Source organism: Pseudenterobacter timonensis (assembly GCF_900021175.1).
In the GTDB taxonomy this organism is placed as follows: domain Bacteria; phylum Pseudomonadota; class Gammaproteobacteria; order Enterobacterales; family Enterobacteriaceae; genus Enterobacter; species Enterobacter timonensis.
On the sequence record NZ_FCOP01000012.1, the window covers coordinates 1 to 17,481 of the forward strand.

The following is a 17,481-nucleotide window of genomic DNA, read 5'->3' on the forward strand; positions in this document are numbered from 1 at the left end:
CCCGCGCGGCGCGGGCCGCCTTCCCGGCCTGGGCGAAACAGCCCTTCAGCGCCCGCCAGGCCATCGCCGAACGGTTTGCTGCCCTGCTGGAGGCGCATAAAGCGGATCTGACCGCCACCATCGCCCGGGAAACGGGCAAGCCGCGCTGGGAGGCGGCGACGGAGATCGCCGCAATGATCAATAAAATCGCCATTTCGGTGAAGGCTTACCACGTGCGCACGGGAGAACAACATACCGAAATGGCGGACGGCGCCGCCACGCTGCGCCACCGTCCCCACGGCGTGCTGGCGGTCTTTGGCCCCTATAACTTTCCCGGCCACCTGCCTAACGGCCACATTGTGCCCGCCCTGCTGGCGGGCAATACGGTGATTTTCAAACCGAGCGAGCTGACCCCGCAAAGCGGTGAGGCGATGATCAGGCTCTGGGAGGAAGCGGGCCTGCCGCCGGGTGTGCTCAACCTGGTTCAGGGCGGGCGCGAAACCGGTCAGGCGCTGAGCGCGCTGAGCGATATCGACGGGCTGCTCTTTACCGGCAGCGCCGGGACGGGCTATCAGCTTCATCGTCAGCTGGCGGGGCAGCCGGAGAAGATCCTGGCGCTGGAGATGGGCGGTAACAATCCGCTGATTGTCGACGATCCGGCGGACATTGACGCGGCGGTCCATCTCACCATCCAGTCGGCTTTTATTACCGCCGGGCAGCGCTGCACCTGCGCCCGCCGCCTGCTGGTGAAGCGCGGCGCGCCGGGGGATGCGTTTCTCGCCCGGCTGGTGGAGGTGAGCGCCCGCCTGCAACCCGCCGCCTGGGATGTTGCAGAGCAGCCCTTTATGGGGGGGCTTATCAGCGAACAGGCTGCCGAAAATGTTATGCGCGCCTGGCGCGACCATGTGGCGCGCGGGGCGAGAACGCTGCTGGAGCCGAGGTGGGTGCAGCCCGGCACGTCGCTCCTGACGCCGGGCATTATCGAGATGAGCGACGCGGTGAATGTGCCTGATGAAGAGACCTTCGGGCCGCTGCTCGGCGTCTGGCGTTATGACGACTTTGACGAGGCGATCGCGATGGCCAATCAGACGCGCTATGGCCTGTCGTGCGGGCTAATCTCCCCGGATCGGGCCAGATTCGACCAGCTACTGACGGAGGCCCGGGCGGGGATCGTTAACTGGAACAAGCCGCTGACCGGCGCGGCAAGCACCGCCCCGTTTGGCGGGGTGGGCGCCTCGGGCAACCATCGCGCCAGCGCCTGGTACGCGGCGGACTACTGCGCCTGGCCGATGGCGAGCCTGGAGACACCCTCCCTGAGCCTGCCGGAGACGCTCAGTCCGGGGCTCGACTTTTCACCGGGGGTAACCCATGAAAGCGCGTGAAGTGAATTTTGACGGTCTGGTGGGGCTGACTCACCACTACGCTGGACTGTCGTTTGGCAACGAGGCCTCCACAAAGCATCGCTTTCAGGTCTCTAACCCGCGGCTGGCGGCGAAGCAGGGGCTTTTGAAGATGAAGGCGCTGGCGGATGCCGGTTTTCCCCAGGCGGTGATCCCCCCGCAGGAGCGTCCGAACGTCGCGGTGCTGCGTCAGCTGGGCTTTAGCGGCAGCGACGAGCAGGTGGTGGAAAAGGCGGGCAGCCAGGCGCCGCAGCTGCTCTCCGCCGCCAGCTCCGCCTCCTCCATGTGGGTGGCAAACGCGGCTACCGTCGCTCCCTCGGCAGATACGCTCGACGGCAAAGTGCACCTGACGGTTGCCAACCTCAACAACAAATTCCACCGGGCGACGGAGGCTGTCACCACCGAACGTCTGCTGCGCGCTATCTTTCCCGGCGAGACACATTTTTGCGTGCACGAGGCGCTGCCGCAGGTGGGAATGTTCGGCGACGAGGGGGCGGCAAACCATAACCGGCTCGGCGGCGATTATGGCGAGCCGGGTACCCAGCTCTTTATCTACGGGCGCGATGAGTTCGCCCGTCATGCTCCTTCCCACTATCCGGCCCGCCAGACGCTGGCGGCAAGCCAGGCGGTCGCTCGCCTTAATCAGGTCAATCCCGGCCAGCTGCTTTTTGCGCGGCAAAATCCGGCGGTGATCGACCAGGGGGTGTTTCACAATGACGTTATCGCCGTCTCTAACCGTCAGGTGCTCTTTTGCCATGAGCACGCCTTTGTTGAACAGGCGAGCCTGCTGGCCTGTCTGCACGAGCGGGTGGCGGGCTTTATGCCCCTTGAGGTCCCGGAGAGCGCGGTGACGGTAAAAGAGGCGGTGGAGAGCTACCTGTTTAACAGCCAGCTGTTGAGCCGCGACGACGGCAGCATGATGCTGGTACTGCCTCAGGAGTGTCGGGAAAATGAGAGAGTGTGGCGTTATCTGAATCAGCTGGTGCAGGAGGATAACCCGATAAGCGAGCTGCGGGTGTTCGATCTGCGCGAAAGTATGGCCAACGGCGGCGGCCCTGCCTGCCTGCGGCTGCGCGTGGTGCTGACCCCGGAAGAGATGCGCGCGGTCAACCCGGCGGTGATGATGAATGACACTCTTTTTAACCGGCTGAACGACTGGGTGGATCGCTACTATCGCGATCGCCTCACCCAGGCGGACCTGGTCGATCCGCAGCTGCTGCGCGAGGGACGCGAGGCGCTGGATGCGCTGTCGGCCATTCTGCAGCTCGGACCGGTTTACCCTTTTCAGCGCTAAGGAGCAAATATGGAACAGTTTCTGGCTCACACCCTGGCAGATGAGACGCCTGCGCAACGGGAGGGCGAAGGGGCCTCCTTTCGCTGGCGCTGGCTGGCGAAGGGGATAGTGGAGCTGACGCCGCGCGAGCTCTGCACGCGCTCGCTGCTCCTCTCCTGCGGACTTCACGGTAATGAGACCGCGCCGGTGGAGATTGTCGACCGGCTGATGACGCAGCTGCATGGCGGCGAGATAACGCTCCGCTGCCGTCTGCTGGTGGTACTCGGCAACCCTGACGCGCTGGCGCAAAACAGACGTTATCTGACCAGCGACATCAACCGCATGTTTGGCGGGCGCTGGCGACAGTTTCCCGCGAGCGGTGAAACCGCCCGCGCGCGTCAGCTGGAAGAGGCGGCGGCGCGCTTTTTTACCGACGCAGGGGAGGGGGATCGCTGGCACCTGGATCTGCATACCGCCATCCGCGCTTCCTACCATCTGCGCTTCGGGGTGTTGCCCCAGCGCAGCCAGCCCTGGGACGAAACCTTCCTGACCTGGCTTGGCGATGCGGGGCTGGAGGCGCTGGTTTTTCATCAGGCGCCCGGCGGCACCTTTACCCATTTTACCGGCGAGCAGACCGGGGCGTTATCCTGCACGCTGGAGTTAGGGAAAGCGTTACCGTTCGGCCAGAACGATCTGACGCGCTTCGAAACCACCTTTCAGGCGCTGCGGGCGCTGTTGGGGGGCGAAACCGCGCCCTCCCGCTCGCTGCCCGTGGAGCGCTATCGGGTGGTGCAGCAGATCACCCGCCACAGCGAGGCTTTTATATTGCATATGGCGGGGCATACCCTGAACTTTACGCCGTTTCGACAGGGGGTGCTGCTGGCGGAAGATGGCGAAACGCGTTACGTCGTGCAAAAACCAACCGAGTATGTGCTCTTTCCCAACCCCACCGTCGCGTTTGGCCTGCGGGCGGGGCTGATGCTGGAGAAGTTAACCTGAACGCGCCCCTCCATCTGGAGGGGATGTGCTTTCGGGAGTAATTTAACTCACCCCCGGCCTATTTTTTTGCGCCGGTTTACGACGCGTCGTAATTTTGCGGAATATTCCTGGTGTATTGCTTTCATATTAAGCATTCATCGGGTATACTTCTGCTAAATTTCTTCAAAATCATTGCGTTGAATATTTTAGTTTTATTTCTCCATCCTTTTTTCATTATTTCTCCATAATTGCACAAAAAGTGTTTTTCACCCTTTCACAGCTTTACGGTTGTTCTGACTAATTGACGATAAACCTCGTAGAGTTAATATCGTCAACACGGCATAGCGCCGAAGAATAACTGAAAGAAAGGAACGATTATCATGCGTAAATTAACTGCCCTGTTTGTTGCTTCTACTCTGGCTCTGGGTGCTGCGGGCACCGCGTTTGCAGCAGACACCGCGACTACTACCGCAGGCTCTGCCGACAGCAATATGATGATGCACCACCACCAGGGTAAGCCGGGTCCACGTCATGAAATGATGATGTTTAAAGATCTCAACCTGACCGATGCGCAGAAAACGCAGATTCGCGACATCATGAAAAGCCAGCGTGAGAAGATGAAACGTCCGCCGGTCGAAGAGCGCCGCGCGATGCATGATATTATCGCCAGCGACAGCTTCGATAAGGCGAAGGCCGAAGCGCAGATCGACAAGATGGCCGCGCAGCATAAAGCTCAGATGCTCGCCCACATGGAAACCCAGAATAAGATCTACAATATTCTGACCCCTGAGCAGAAAAAGCAGTTCAACGCCAATTTTGAGAAGCGTCTGACAGAACGTCAGGGCCAGCCAGGTAAAATGGCAACATCTGCTGAATAATCGCAACCTCCTTTAAGACCGCCGGAGCCTGTTCACAAAAGCGTAATCGCTGTGGACAGGCCCGGCGGTTTTTCTTTTCTCACCCTCTTGCCAACGGCGATTGTCACGGTATGCTCCTGATGGAACGGCACAATTGCCTGATGCGTCAGAGGGTTAACTTTTTTTCTTTCCCCTCCTAATGTCCGGGCTGCCGCCTGCCGATAAAGATCAGCACATGAGAATAACAATAGCGCGCTGCCGGTTTCAGGTGGTGCGGGCGCATGCTGCGCCTTTCAGGAGGGGTAATGGAATATTTCGATATCCGCAAAATGCCGGTTAACCTCTGGCGCAACGGCGCGGGCGAGACGCGAGAAATTTGCTGTTTTCCGCCCGCGACGCGCGATTTTTACTGGCGCGCCAGTATCGCTTCCCTCGCCAGCAATGGCGAATTTTCCCCTTTCCCCGGCGTGGAGCGGGTAATCACCCTTCTTGAAGGAGGAGAGGTGACCCTCGATGCCGGTACGCAGTTCTGCCACACCCTGAAGCGCCATCAGCCTTTCGCCTTCGCCGGTGACCAGCCGGTTAAAGCGCGGCTTTCGTCGGGGATGATGTCGATGGATCTGAATATCATGACCCGCCAGGATCGTTGCCGGGCGCAGGTTAGGGTCGCCGAGCGCACCTTTACCACTATGGGTACGCGCGGCGGGCTGGTCTATGTGCTGAGCGGGGCATGGCAGCTGGGGGAGAAGCTCCTCACCGCCGATCAGGGGGCCTGCTGGCAGGAGGGGCGGCATACGTTGCGCCTGCTGAAACCCACAGGCGCGCTGCTGTTCACTGAAATTAGCTGGCTGCCTGGGCACTGAGATCGATGATCTCATAGCGACCGGCAAGCAGGGGCTTACAGAGAATTTTGTAGCCATCCTGGTCAAACCCGGCGGGAGCACGTAACAGCGCGCCCGCGTCGCTCAGGGAATCCACCGCCCCCAGCCATAGCCAGTTATGGATGATGTGGTAGTGGGTCATCGTCTCGCTGCTCTCTTTAAGCGCGATGGCGCCCGCCCACGGCCAGCAGACGACGCGAAGCGCCGCCAGCCCGTCGGTGAGGCGCTGCTGGTGCGCTTCCACGCTCTCTTTACCGCAGCAGGCCCCCGCGCAGCGCCTGAGCGCCGAGCGGAAACAGGCGCGTCCACGGCTGAGCGGCTCCAGCCCCAGCAGGCCGTAACAGAGCTTTTGTTCGTCAGCGAGGGTTTGCAGCGTCTGCAGCGCCGCGCGGCGGTTGGCGAAGAGGCCGTACAGATCGGGCGCGTGGGAGAAATCCACCTCGCGGGCGTAAACTACCTGCGGCTTGCCGTCGGTCAGCTGTAACGAGCAGAGCTGCCGGTTGCGGCGCAGGCGTTTGTTGAACAGCGGCTGCTGCTCCTTTATCAGCCGCGCCTCCAGCAGCAAGGCGCCCAGCTCCCCGGCGGTTTGCGTCCAGGTGATACGCCGCGACTGGCGCAGCATCGCCGCCTCATCCGGGGTGCGTAAATGGGATAGCACCCGGCTGCGAATATTGACGCTTTTGCCGATATAGAGCGGCATGGCGTCGCTTTCGCCATGAAAAAAGTAGACGCCGGGCTGTTTCGGCAGCGCCTCAAGCCAGGGGCGCAGATGTTCGGGGTATTCATAAATGGCCGCCGCTTCAAACTCAAGACGCGGGGCGGATTGACGCCTGCTCACAAAAGACTCCCTATACTGTTCAGGCATACAGTGTAGCAGGAGCGGTGTGGTTAAAAAAGAGGCGGATGCGGGAGAAAAATCGGGCGGCGTACCGCCCGTCGAAGGATCGCGTTAGCCGCGCTTCCAGAAATCGTCGAAAATTGTCACTGGCGGACGGCGTTTATGCTCAGTTTTCAGATACCAGCCCTCGATGATACGGGCGGTTTCCGGTGCCACCGTTTTTCCTTCCAGATAGTCGTCGATATTCTCATAGGTGACCCCCAACGCCGCTTCATCCGGCAGAGAAGGGCGATCGTCCTCCAGATCGGCGGTAGGCGCTTTTTTGTATAAATGCTCCGGGCAGCCCAGCGCCGCCAGCAGCTGTTTGCCCTGGCGCTTGTTCAGACGAAAGAGCGGGTTAATGTCGGTACCGCCATCGCCGTACTTGGTATAGAAGCCGGTGACCGCTTCCGCCGCATGGTCGGTGCCGACCACGACCCCTTTGGTCATGCCCGCGATACTGTACTGAGCCTTCATCCGCTCGCGCGCTTTTTCGTTGCCGCGCACAAAATCGCTCAGCTCAATGCCCGCCTCGCGCAGCGCCTGCTCGCTGGCCAGCACCGAAGCCTTGATATTGACCGTGAGCACGCGATCCGGCTGGATAAAGGCGAGGGCGTCCTGACAATCTTTTTCATCAGCCTGTACGCCATAGGGGAGGCGAACCGCAATAAACTGCAGCGCATCGTCTCCGCTTTCCTGGCGCAGCTCAGTTATCGCCAGCTGGCAGAGTTTACCCGCCAGCGTGGAGTCCTGACCACCGCTGATGCCCAGCACCAGCGTTTTCAGGAAGGGGTTGGCCTTCAGGTAAGATTTCAAAAACTCCACGCTGCGGCGGATCTCGCTGTCTGCGTCAATTTGCGGCTGAACGCCCAGTGCCTGAATAATTTCTTGTTGCAGAGCCATAATGCCCTCCATTAGCTAAGCCAAGCTGAAAAGATGATCTGTTAAAGCTAACCCTTCGTGACAAAAACGACAAGGTTCACAGTTTTGAGTGTCGTAAATTCGGGCGATTTAGCGAGTTATCATTGTTTTATTAGATTTTTCCGAAAAAGATTTCGTCTTTTATCTGAGGTTGAAGAATCGTTTTTTTTATTCCATGCTTACTTAACACGCTGATAAACAAGAGGACGGAATATGAACAAGAACGTAGCAGGAATTTTGAGCGCAGCGGCGGTACTGACGATGCTGGCAGGTTGTACAGCCTACGATCGTACTGCAGACCAGTTCACACAGCCGGTCGTAAAAGATGTTAAGAAAGGGATGTCCCGCGCACAGGTTGCGCAAATCGCCGGTAAACCTTCTTCTGAAGTGACCATGATCCACGCTCGCGGCACTTGCCAGACCTACATCCTGGGTCAACGCAATGGTAAAGCTGATACCTATTTCGTCGCGCTGGATGATACTGGCCACGTCATCAACTCCGGCTACCAGACCTGTGCCGAGTATGATACCGACCCGCAGGCGCCGAAAGCGCAGTAATCTCTCGTCTGATAATCCATTAAACCGGCCCCAGAGGCCGGTTTTTTCATCCCCATAATCTTATTTATTCGCGCGAAATATTTGGTTAAAATGTGAAGAGAGTCAATACCACAGGTCAAGGAGAGACAATTGTGGCTTCCTGCGAATTATCGTCTCCCCTCGCCGTACCGTATACTGCATTCAACGACAAACGATATAAGCACCCATAAGCGATCGGGCAGTGCGAGCCTGACGGTAGCGAGAGGGTACTTCAAGAGGGAAGTTGTTATGGAAAAGAAACATATCTATCTGTTTTGCTCTGCGGGCATGTCAACCTCATTACTGGTTTCCAAAATGCGAGCGCAGGCTGAAAAGTATGAAGTGCCGGTGGTGATCGACGCGTTTCCTGAGACCCTGGCCGGAGAGAAAGGTCCTGCTGCGGATGTCGTGCTGTTAGGCCCGCAGATTGCCTATATGTTACCCGAAATTCAGCGTTTATTACCTGATAAGCCAGTCGAAGTCATCGACTCCGTTCTTTACGGCAAAATCGATGGACTGGGCGTACTGAAAGCTGCAGTCGCAGCCATTAAAAAAGCTGCAGCAAATTAATTATTTTATTTTTCCCGTCAAAGAGTAATTTCACACACTTTCGCCGCAATATTTCGTTGCGGCATTTAAGGGTAATTTCCTATGAGCAAACTCATCGGTACACTTGAAAAGGCTCTACTTCCATTTGCTGTCAGAATCGGAAAGCAGCCGCATGTAAATGCCATCAAAAACGGTTTTATTAAATTAATGCCGTTGACGCTGGCTGGTGCAATGTTTGTCTTAATTAATAACGTTTTTCTCAGCTTCGGCGAAGGTTCCTTTTTTTATTCCCTTGGCATTCGTTTAGACGCTTCGACCATTGAGACACTCAATGGATTTAAGGCCATCGGCGGCAATGTATACAACGGTACATTAGGTATCATGTCGCTGATGGCGCCTTTCTTTATTGGGATGGCGCTGGCGGAAGAACGAAAAGTAGATCCTCTGGCGGCGGGTTTATTATCTGTCGCAGCCTTTATGACCGTTACGCCGTACAGCGTGGGCGATGCCTATGCGGTCGGGGCCAACTGGCTGGGCGGTGCCAATATTATTTCCGGCATTGTGATCGGTCTGGTCGTGGCGGAGCTCTTTACCTTTATTATTCGCCGCAACTGGGTGATTCGCCTGCCTGACAGCGTGCCGGCCTCCGTTTCCCGCTCGTTTTCGGCGCTGATTCCCGGCTTTATTATCCTCTCGATTATGGGGATCATCTCCTGGGCGCTCTCCCACTGGGGCACCAACTTCCACCAGATCATCATGGACACCATCTCCACGCCGCTGGCGGCGATGGGCGGCGTCGTGGGCTGGGCCTATGTGATTTTCACCTCTCTGCTCTGGTTCTTCGGCGTACACGGTTCGCTGGCGCTGGCGGCCCTGGACAGCGGTATTATGACCCCCTGGGCGCTGGAAAACGTGTCGCTTTATCAGCAGTATGGCTCCGTTGACGCGGCGCTGGCGGCAGGTAAAACCTTCCACGTCTGGGCGAAGCCGATGCTCGACTCCTATATCTTCCTGGGCGGCACTGGGGCGACGCTGGGCCTGATTATCGCCATCTTTATCGTCTCCCGTCGCGCGGACCATCGTCAGGTTGCCAAGCTGGCGCTGCCGTCAGGCATCTTCCAGATTAACGAGCCGATCCTGTTTGGCCTGCCGATCATCATGAACCCGGTGCTCTTTATCCCGTTTGTGCTGGTGCAGCCGCTGCTGGCCGCGATCACCCTGGTGGCCTACTACCTGGGGATTATCCCGCCCATCACCAACATTGCGCCATGGACCATGCCGACCGGGCTGGGTGCCTTCTTCAACACCAACGGCAGCGTAGCGGCCTTCCTGGTGGCGATATTTAACCTGGGCGTGGCGACCCTGCTCTATATGCCGTTCGTGGCGATTGCCAATAAGGCGCAGGCCACCATCGACGAAGAAGAGAGCGAAGAAGATATCGCTAACGCACTGAAATTCTAAGATTGTCCGGCGCGGGGATACCCGCGCCCATAAGGAGAGTTAGATGTTTGATCTGGATAATATCGTAGCGGATGAGATGGTTGAGAACGATCTGGAAGAGGTGGTGATGGGGCTTATCATCAATTCCGGGCAGGCAAGAAGCCTGGCTTACGCGGCGCTGAAGCAGGCGAAGCAGGGCGATTTTGCCGCCGCCAAAAAGATGATGGAGCAGTCCCGTACGGCGCTGAACGAAGCGCACCTGGTCCAGACGAAGCTTATCGAAAGCGACATGGGCGAAGGCAAAATGAAGGTCAGCCTGGTGCTGGTCCATGCTCAGGATCACCTCATGACCTCCATGCTGGCGCGTGAACTGGTGGCGGAGCTTATCGAGCTTCACGAAAAAATGCAGTAGGATGGGTCAGGTCAATGGAGGTCGCCATGATGGAAATTAAAACTGCCCGGGAGCAACAGCTGTTTAACGGCAAGAATTTTCATGTGGTGATCTACAACAAGACCGAGAGCGTAAGCGGCCTGCACCAGCACGATTACTATGAGTTCACCATTGTGTTGACCGGCCGCTACTACCAGCAGATCAACTGTAAGCGGGTGTTGCTGGAGCGCGGTGATTTCGTCTTTATCCCGATGGGATCGCATCACCAGAGCTTTTATGAATTTGGCGCCACCCGCATCCTTAACGTCGGCGTAAGCAGGGCCTTTTTTGAGAAGCATTACCTGTCGCTGGTGCCGTTCTGCTTTGTGGCATCGCAGGTCTATCGCGTTCGCAACGAGTTTCTCACCTGGATCGAGACGGTTATCGCCTCGCTGAACTTCCGGGACAGCGAGTTTGATGAGTTTATCGAAACGGTCACTTTCTATGTGATGAACCGCCTGCGTCATTATCGCGACGATCAGCGTCAGGGTGAAGATATCCCTCAGTGGCTGCGCACCGTTGTCGAACTGATGCATGATAAGAATCAGTTTGGCGAAAATGCGCTGGATAATATGATTGCTTTATCCGGAAAGTCTCAGGAATATCTCACCCGCGCGACCCAGCGTTATTATCAAAAAACGCCCGTGCAAATTATTAATGACATTCGCATTAATTTCGCCAAAAAACAGCTTGAAATTACCAACTACTCAATTACGGATATCGCTTACGAGGCGGGTTACAGCAGCCCCAGCTTATTTATTAAGACCTTTAAAAGGCTGACATCCTTTACGCCAAGCAGCTATCGGAAAAATTTGACGGTAATGAATTAAACGTCCGGCGGCAATAGCCGCCATCAACAACAGATTCAACGCTTGCCCATATTAGCGGGAGTGGAATGCTATACCTCGCAGCCGGGTAAACCTGATACGCTAAGGGAGATATTATGCAAAAGAAATTAAAAGTCGTCACGATTGGCGGCGGCAGCAGCTACACCCCGGAATTACTGGAAGGGTTTATTAAACGTTATCATGAACTGCCGGTTAGCGAACTCTGGCTGGTGGATGTGAAAGAGGGTGAAGAGAAGCTCAATATTATTTTTGAGCTCTGTCAGCGGATGGTGCAAAAAGCGGGCGTACCGTTAACGGTCCATAAGACGCTGGATCGCCGCCTCGCGCTGCAGGATGCCGATTTTGTGACCACCCAGCTGCGCGTGGGCCAGTTGAAGGCCCGTGAGCTGGATGAGCGCATCCCGCTGAGCCACGGCTATCTGGGACAGGAGACCAACGGTGCAGGCGGCCTTTTCAAAGGGCTGCGCACCATTCCGGTGATCTTTGACATCATTAAGGATGTGCAGGAGATTTGTCCCAACGCATGGGTGATTAACTTTACTAACCCGGCCGGGATGGTCACCGAGGCGGTCTACCGCCACACCGGCTTCAAACGCTTTATTGGCGTCTGCAATATCCCCATCGGCATGAAGATGTTTATCCGCGACGTGCTGAAATTATCCGACAGCGACGAGCTCTCCATCGACCTGTTCGGCCTGAACCATATGGTCTTTATCAGGGATGTGCTGGTTAACGGCGAGTCGCGCTTCGCCGGGCTGCTGGACGGCGTCGCCTCCGGTCGTCTCACCGCCGCGTCGGTAAAAAATATCTTCGATCTGCCGTTCAGCGAAGGGCTCATCCGTTCCCTGAATCTGCTGCCGTGTTCTTATCTGCTTTACTACTTCAAGCAGAAAGAGATGCTGGCCATCGAGATGGGGGAATTTTACAAGGGCGGCGCGCGGGCGCAGGTGGTGCAGAAAGTTGAAAAGCAGCTCTTCGATTTGTATAAAGATCCCAACCTTAACGTGAAGCCTAAAGAGCTGGAGCAGCGTGGCGGGGCCTACTATTCCGACGCCGCCTGTGAGGTGATTAACGCCATCTACAACGACAAGCAGGCCGAGCATTACGTCAACGTGCCGCACCATGGCCATATTGATAATATTCCGGCGGACTGGGCGGTGGAGATGACCTGTATTCTGGGCCGCGACGGCGCGACGCCGCATCCACGCCTGACCCATTTTGATGACAAGGTGATGGGGCTTATCCATACCATTAAAGGGTTTGAGATTGCCGCCAGCCAGGCGGCGCTGAGCGGCGAGCTGAACGACGTCCTGCTGGCCCTTAACCTCAGCCCGCTGGTGCACTCCGATCGTGACGCCGAACAGCTGGCGCGGGAGATGATCCTGGCCCACGAGAAGTGGCTGCCTAATTTTGCGGCGACCATTGAGAAACTCAAAAGCGAACAGCGCTAAAAGGAGCGGCGATGGAAAATCTGCTGATCGTGAATGCCGATGACTTTGGCCTCTCTAAAGGGCAAAACTACGGCATTGTCGAAGCCTGCCGTCATGGCGTCGTGACCTCTGCCACGGCGCTGGTGAATGGCGAGGCGGTAGAGCATGCCGCTGCCCTGAGCCGCGATCTTCCCGAACTGGGCGTGGGGATGCACTTTGTGCTGACCCTTGGCGCGCCGCTAACCGCTATGCCGGGGCTGACGCGTGACGGCCAGCTGGGGAAATGGATCTGGGGGCTGGCGGAGCAGGATGCGCTGCCTCTGGAGGAGATTGCCCGTGAGCTGGACTGTCAGTTTAACCGCTTCGTCGATCTCTTCGGCTGTTTGCCGACCCATATCGACAGCCATCACCATGTGCATATGATCCCCGCCATTTTCCCGCTGGTGGCAGACTATGCCTCCCGCAAAGGGGTGGCGATGCGCCTGGATCGCCAGGTGGAAGGGATTACCGCTGACGGGGTGGTGACGACGCAGGGATTCAGCAGCGAATTTTATGGCGAGGAGATAAGCGAAGCGCTTTTTCTACAGGTGCTGGATGCCTCCGCCGCCCGCAAGGAGCGGTCGCTTGAGGTGATGGCTCATCCGGCGTTCATTGATAATACGGTGCGCCAGAGCGCTTACTGCTGGCCACGCCTGACGGAGCTTGCGGTGCTGACGTCGCCTTCGCTTAAGAATGCGATTGCCGCGCGGGGCTATCGAACAGGCACGTTTCGGGATTTGTAATGCGAATAAAACCCGGGGCAATCGGCCCCGGTTTTTTTACTCAGGCAGGAATAGCGGCAATCTTGCTGCTGCGCGACCAGACCCGGTGCGCTGCCATCAGATCAAAGAGATTACCCATAAAGGCGTCATCGGCGCTGTCGCCCTCCACGATACCCACTTCACCCTGATCGGCTACCCGCAGAATCGACTTCAGCTGGCGCGCGTCGCCGGAGAAGGCAATCGGCTTAAGGTGCTTATAGGCTTCCAGCAGGTAGTAGGCCGCATCGCCGTTCTGCGCGAGGCTTGCGATATCGCCGCACGGCACAATGACCGCGTCGACGGTCAGCGAAGGCGAGCCCTCGAAGGTGGCGGCTATTGGCAGCGTTGAGCCATCGTCCGCCGTGACGGTGCCCATGCGTGAATAGAGCAGTTTTGCATGCACCCCTTTGGCCTTCAGCGCCTGCAGGATCGCCAGCACGTGCGCCGATTTCACCTTATCGCTGAGCAGTACCGCCACCACGCGACCCTTGATGCTTCCACCTGGCACCGCATAGAGGCTGAGGGAGGGATCTTTCTTCAGGCCATTGACCTCTTTCGGCGGCGCGGTATTGCACTGCTCGTCGGTCAGGGTGATGCCCAGATTATTCGCCACACCCTGCGCAAGGTGGATATCGATATGGGCCAGGTGATCCACCACACGCTCGCGAATATAGGCACGTACCACTTTGCTTAATTCGAAGCTAAAGGCGCCGATAATATGCTGCTGTTCCACCGGCGTCTGGCTCAGCCAGAACAGGCGAGGATGGGAATAATACTCCCCGAAAGAAGGGCTGCGTTCGCGGATCTTATTTCCGTCAACCCGCTCCTGGTAGGACTCGAAGCCGCCGCGTTTCGGCGCCGGCGGGGTCTCCCGCGGCCAGTTATCGTTGATCGAGTTGGGCTCGTAGTTAGCCGGATTGGTATCAATATCCTGGCGGTGCATCCCGTCACGCTGGAAGTTATGGTAGGGGCAGGTCGGGCGGTTGATCGGAATTTCGTGGAAGTTCGGCCCCCCGAGACGGCTGATCTGCGTATCGGTATAGGAGAAGAGACGCCCCTGCAGCAGCGGATCGTTGGTGAAATCGATCCCCGGAACGATATGCCCCGGATGGAAGGCCGCCTGTTCGTTCTCGGCAAAGAAGTTGTCCGGGTTGCGGTTGAGCACCATTTTGCCGACGCGCTGCACCGGCACCAACTCTTCCGGGATCAGTTTGGTCGGATCGAGCAGATCGAAGTCAAACTTAAACTCATCCTCTTCCGGGATAAGCTGTAGCCCCAGCTCATATTCAGGGAAATCGCCCGCCTCGATCGCTTCCCACAGCTCGCGGCGGTGGAAATCGGGATCGCGCCCGGTCAGTTTTTGCGCCTCATCCCAGACCAGGGAGGCTTTACCGGCCACCGGTTTCCAGTGGAAACGAACAAAGGTCGCTTTACCTTCGGCATTAATCAGACGGAAGGTGTGAATACCAAAGCCTTCCATGGTGCGGTAGCTGCGCGGAATGCCGCGATCGGACATCGCCCACATCACGTTGTGCAGGGTTTCCGGCTGCAGGGAAACATAGTCCCAGAAGGTGTCATGTGCGCTCTGGCCCTGGGGGATCGCCCAGTGCGGCTCCGGTTTCACCGCATGGACAAAGTCCGGAAATTTATGCGCGTCCTGAATAAAAAAGATCGGCGTGTTGTTGCCCACGAGGTCAAAAATCCCCTCGTCGGTATAGAATTTGGTGGCAAAGCCGCGGATATCTCGCACCGTATCGGCGGAGCCTGCGCCGCCTTGTACCGTGGAGAAGCGGACAAAGACCGGGGTGATCTTATCCGGGTCGCAGAGAAACGCGGCTTTGGTGACGTCGCTCAGGCTTTTATAAGGCTGAAAGTAGCCGTGGGCGGCAGATCCGCGCGCGTGAACGATGCGCTCCGGAATACGCTCATGGTCAAAGTGGGTGATCTTCTCCCGCAGAATAAAATCTTCCAGCAGGGTCGGGCCGCGGGTGCCGGCGCGAAGGGAGTTCTGATCGTCGGCAATGCGCACCCCCTGATTGGTGGTGAGCGGGAAATTTTCGCCCCCCTTGCGGTGTGCTTCGAGTGACTTCAGCTTTTCATTATTGGTATCGGGTGCCTTCATGCTGCCCGGTGCGGTAGGCTGTTCGCCCGGCGCGCTCGGTTCAGGCGCAGGTCGGTGGGAGCCGTCAGCGGGCGCCAGCGAATCCATTCCGGGTTTTGCTTCGGCGTCGTCATGGATCGGCGCTTTGTGAGGCTGAGGGTTATTATCATTTGGCGACATTGCACTCATCTCCATTCACATGGCTGATATTTGATTACAGGATAAAAAATCCTATTAATTGTAGAACATTATCCAAAACTGGCTGGCGGAGGCGGCAATCGCAGGCCGGGTTTTAGCCTGTTGTGTCATGAGGCATACGTCGGGCGCGACGGAGAGGGGAGGGATCGGCTATCATAAACGTTTACTGAGCCCGATATTTGTTTAGTGAACCAGTTGCTTATGAAACCACTTCGTCAACAAAACCGTCCCGTCATTAGCTATGTGCCCCGCGTCGAGCCTGCGCCGCCCGAGCATGCCCTGAAGGTAGATGGTTTTCGCGATGTCTGGCTGTTACGTGGAAAATATGTAGCCTTTGTGCTGATGGGGGAAAATTTTCGCCGTTCACCCGCCTTTAGCCTGCCGGAATCAGCGCAGCGCTGGGCGGTGCAGATCCGCCAGGATGAAGATATTCAGGACTAACAGCCATAAAAAAACCGCCATAAAGGCGGTTTTTTATTTGTAGTACGGTTAGCGATGTGCCAGTTCAGCCTGTTCGTCGCTTTCCAGAACTGCTTTATCGGTCTGCTTCAGCCACTGGCTGGTCAGGGTGCCTGCGGTCATCGAGCCGCTGACGTTGAGGGCGGTGCGCCCCATGTCGATAAGCGGCTCCACGGAGATCAGCAGGGCCACCAGCGTCACCGGCAGGCCCATCGCCGGCAGGACAATCAGCGCCGCGAAGGTTGCGCCGCCGCCCACGCCCGCCACGCCCGCCGAGCTGACGGTAACGATGCCCACCAGCGTCGCGATCCAGAGCGGATCGAGCGGGTTAATGCCGACCGTCGGGGCGACCATTACTGCCAGCATTGCCGGGTAGAGACCGGCACAGCCGTTCTGTCCGATGGTTGCGCCAAAGGAGGCGGAGAAGCTGGCGATCGATTCCGGCACGCCCAGACGACGGGTCTGCGCCTCGACGTTAAGCGGAATAGAAGCGGCGCTGGAGCGGCTGGTGAAGGCAAAAGTCAGCACCGGCCAGACCTTACGGAAATACTTCAGCGGGCTGACGCCGTTGAGCGTCAGCAGCAGGCCGTGAACCACAAACATAATCGCCAGGCCGAGATAGGAGGCGACCACGAAGCTGCCGAGCTTGATAATATCCTGCAGGTTAGAGCCTGCCACTACCTTGGTCATCAGCGCAAGCACGCCGTAGGGCGTGAGCTGCATCACCAGACGCACCAGCTTCATCACCCAGCTTTGCAGGGTGTCGATAGCTACCAGCACGCGCTGGCCTTTCGGCGCGTCATCTTTCAGCAGCTTCAGCGCCGCGACGCCCAGGAACGCGGCGAAGATCACCACGCTGATAATGGATGTCGGGTTCGCGCCGGTCAGATCGGCAAACGGATTTTTCGGCACGAAGGAGAGCAGCAGCTGCGGTACCGACAGGTCAGCCACTTTACCGGCGTAATTCGACTGGATGGCGTTCAGGCGAGCGGTTTCCGCCGTACCCTGCACCAGCCCTTCGGCGGTGAGTCCAAAGAGATTGGTTACCAGCACCCCGACCAGCGCCGCGATCAGCGTGGTGAACAGCAGGGTGCCGATGGTCAGAACGCTGATTTTTCCAAGCTGGGAGGCGTTATGCAGGCGGGCCACCGCGCTCAGAATGGAGGCAAAGACCAGCGGCATGACGATCATCTGCAGCAGCTGGACGTAGCCGTTGCCCACCACGTTAAACCACTGGATCGACTCTTTCAGCACCGGATGGTCTGCGCCGTAAATAGCCTGTAACGCCAGGCCAAAGACCACCCCCATGACCAGGCCGACCAGTACCTTTTTCGCCAGGCTCCACTGCTTATGGCGCGAGCGGGCCAGCAGCAAGAGCAAGACAACGAACACCACGATGTTCGCGATTAATGGAAAGTTCATCCCCGTTCTCCTGATTTATTATGCGATCGGTATGGTCCGAACGTCTGGCGCAAGGTTAGCAG

The 17,481-nt window shown here is 57.6% G+C and carries 17 protein-coding genes; 13 read left to right on the plus strand and 4 right to left on the minus strand.

All coding sequences use genetic code 11. The features are described from left to right. The 5 genes from astD to ves form a co-directional block, all read left to right on the plus strand. A partial coding sequence (astD, locus tag BN3796_RS13350; RefSeq protein ID WP_061708861.1) for a succinylglutamate-semialdehyde dehydrogenase occupies positions 1 to 1,361 on the plus strand: 1,361 nt, incomplete at its 5' end. Then, positions 1,348 to 2,673 (plus strand): N-succinylarginine dihydrolase, encoded by a 1,326-nt coding sequence (gene astB, locus BN3796_RS13355; RefSeq protein ID WP_061708862.1) that lies wholly within the window; start codon positions 1,348 to 1,350, stop codon positions 2,671 to 2,673. The genes astD and astB, both read left to right, overlap by 14 nt. Positions 2,674 to 2,682: 9 nt before the next feature. Beyond that, complete coding sequence (gene astE, locus BN3796_RS13360) at positions 2,683 to 3,651, plus strand: succinylglutamate desuccinylase (protein ID WP_061708863.1); 969 nt, start codon at positions 2,683 to 2,685, stop codon at positions 3,649 to 3,651. Positions 3,652 to 4,010: 359 nt separating this feature from the next. Further along, positions 4,011 to 4,508: an ATP-independent periplasmic protein-refolding chaperone Spy gene (gene spy, locus BN3796_RS13365; protein ID WP_061708864.1), complete on the plus strand. Its 498-nt coding sequence runs from the start codon at positions 4,011 to 4,013 to the stop codon at positions 4,506 to 4,508. Positions 4,509 to 4,792: 284 nt separating this feature from the next. Beyond that, positions 4,793 to 5,350 (plus strand): environmental stress-induced protein Ves, encoded by a 558-nt coding sequence (ves, locus tag BN3796_RS13370; RefSeq protein WP_061708865.1) that lies wholly within the window; start codon positions 4,793 to 4,795, stop codon positions 5,348 to 5,350. On the opposite strand, the gene cho is transcribed toward ves, so the two are convergent. After that, positions 5,328 to 6,206 (minus strand): excinuclease Cho, encoded by an 879-nt coding sequence (gene cho / locus BN3796_RS13375; protein WP_073885220.1) that lies wholly within the window; start codon positions 6,204 to 6,206, stop codon positions 5,328 to 5,330. The two genes, ves and cho, sit on opposite strands and share 23 nt — an antisense overlap. A 111-nt stretch (positions 6,207 to 6,317) precedes the next feature. Then, a complete protein-coding gene (nadE, locus tag BN3796_RS13380) occupies positions 6,318 to 7,148 on the minus strand; it encodes an ammonia-dependent NAD(+) synthetase (RefSeq protein ID WP_061708867.1) in 831 nt (276 codons plus the stop codon). Between the two features lie 231 nt (positions 7,149 to 7,379). Here nadE and osmE point away from each other — a divergent pair, with 231 nt between their 5' ends. From osmE to chbG, 7 genes are all read left to right on the plus strand, one after another. Continuing rightward, a complete protein-coding gene (gene osmE, locus BN3796_RS13385) occupies positions 7,380 to 7,724 on the plus strand; it encodes an osmotically-inducible lipoprotein OsmE (RefSeq protein ID WP_061708868.1) in 345 nt (114 codons plus the stop codon). Positions 7,725 to 7,952: 228 nt separating this feature from the next. Next, complete coding sequence (locus BN3796_RS13390) at positions 7,953 to 8,312, plus strand: PTS sugar transporter subunit IIB (RefSeq protein ID WP_262360330.1); 360 nt, start codon at positions 7,953 to 7,955, stop codon at positions 8,310 to 8,312. 81 nt (positions 8,313 to 8,393) lie between these two features. Continuing rightward, complete coding sequence (gene chbC / locus BN3796_RS13395) at positions 8,394 to 9,752, plus strand: PTS N,N'-diacetylchitobiose transporter subunit IIC (RefSeq protein WP_061708870.1); 1,359 nt, start codon at positions 8,394 to 8,396, stop codon at positions 9,750 to 9,752. A 43-nt stretch (positions 9,753 to 9,795) separates the two neighbouring features. Continuing rightward, a complete protein-coding gene (gene chbA, locus BN3796_RS13400; protein WP_061708871.1) occupies positions 9,796 to 10,143 on the plus strand; it encodes a PTS N,N'-diacetylchitobiose transporter subunit IIA in 348 nt (115 codons plus the stop codon). Between the two features lie 26 nt (positions 10,144 to 10,169). After that, complete coding sequence (chbR, locus tag BN3796_RS13405; protein WP_407681205.1) at positions 10,170 to 10,991, plus strand: transcriptional regulator ChbR; 822 nt, start codon at positions 10,170 to 10,172, stop codon at positions 10,989 to 10,991. Between the two features lie 113 nt (positions 10,992 to 11,104). Next, positions 11,105 to 12,460 (plus strand): 6-phospho-beta-glucosidase, encoded by a 1,356-nt coding sequence (locus BN3796_RS13410; protein ID WP_061708872.1) that lies wholly within the window; start codon positions 11,105 to 11,107, stop codon positions 12,458 to 12,460. A gap of 11 nt (positions 12,461 to 12,471) precedes the next feature. Then, positions 12,472 to 13,221, plus strand: coding sequence for a chitin disaccharide deacetylase (chbG, locus tag BN3796_RS13415; RefSeq protein ID WP_061708873.1), 750 nt, complete (start codon positions 12,472 to 12,474; stop codon positions 13,219 to 13,221). 40 nt (positions 13,222 to 13,261) lie between these two features. On the opposite strand, the gene katE is transcribed toward chbG, so the two are convergent. After that, complete coding sequence (gene katE / locus BN3796_RS13420) at positions 13,262 to 15,520, minus strand: catalase HPII (protein WP_061708874.1); 2,259 nt, start codon at positions 15,518 to 15,520, stop codon at positions 13,262 to 13,264. A gap of 204 nt (positions 15,521 to 15,724) precedes the next feature. Here katE and cedA point away from each other — a divergent pair, with 204 nt between their 5' ends. Continuing rightward, the gene (gene cedA / locus BN3796_RS13425) at positions 15,725 to 15,979 is read left to right on the plus strand and encodes a cell division activator CedA (protein WP_073885221.1); all 255 of its coding nucleotides are present in this window, start codon (positions 15,725 to 15,727) and stop codon (positions 15,977 to 15,979) included. A 48-nt stretch (positions 15,980 to 16,027) separates the two neighbouring features. Here the strand turns inward: cedA and BN3796_RS13430 are convergent, their stop codons facing one another. Beyond that, positions 16,028 to 17,419 carry an L-cystine transporter gene (locus BN3796_RS13430; RefSeq protein WP_061708876.1) on the minus strand — a complete coding sequence of 464 codons (1,392 nt, stop codon included), beginning with the start codon at positions 17,417 to 17,419 and terminating at the stop codon, positions 16,028 to 16,030. Between the last annotated feature and the right edge of the window lie 62 nt (positions 17,420 to 17,481).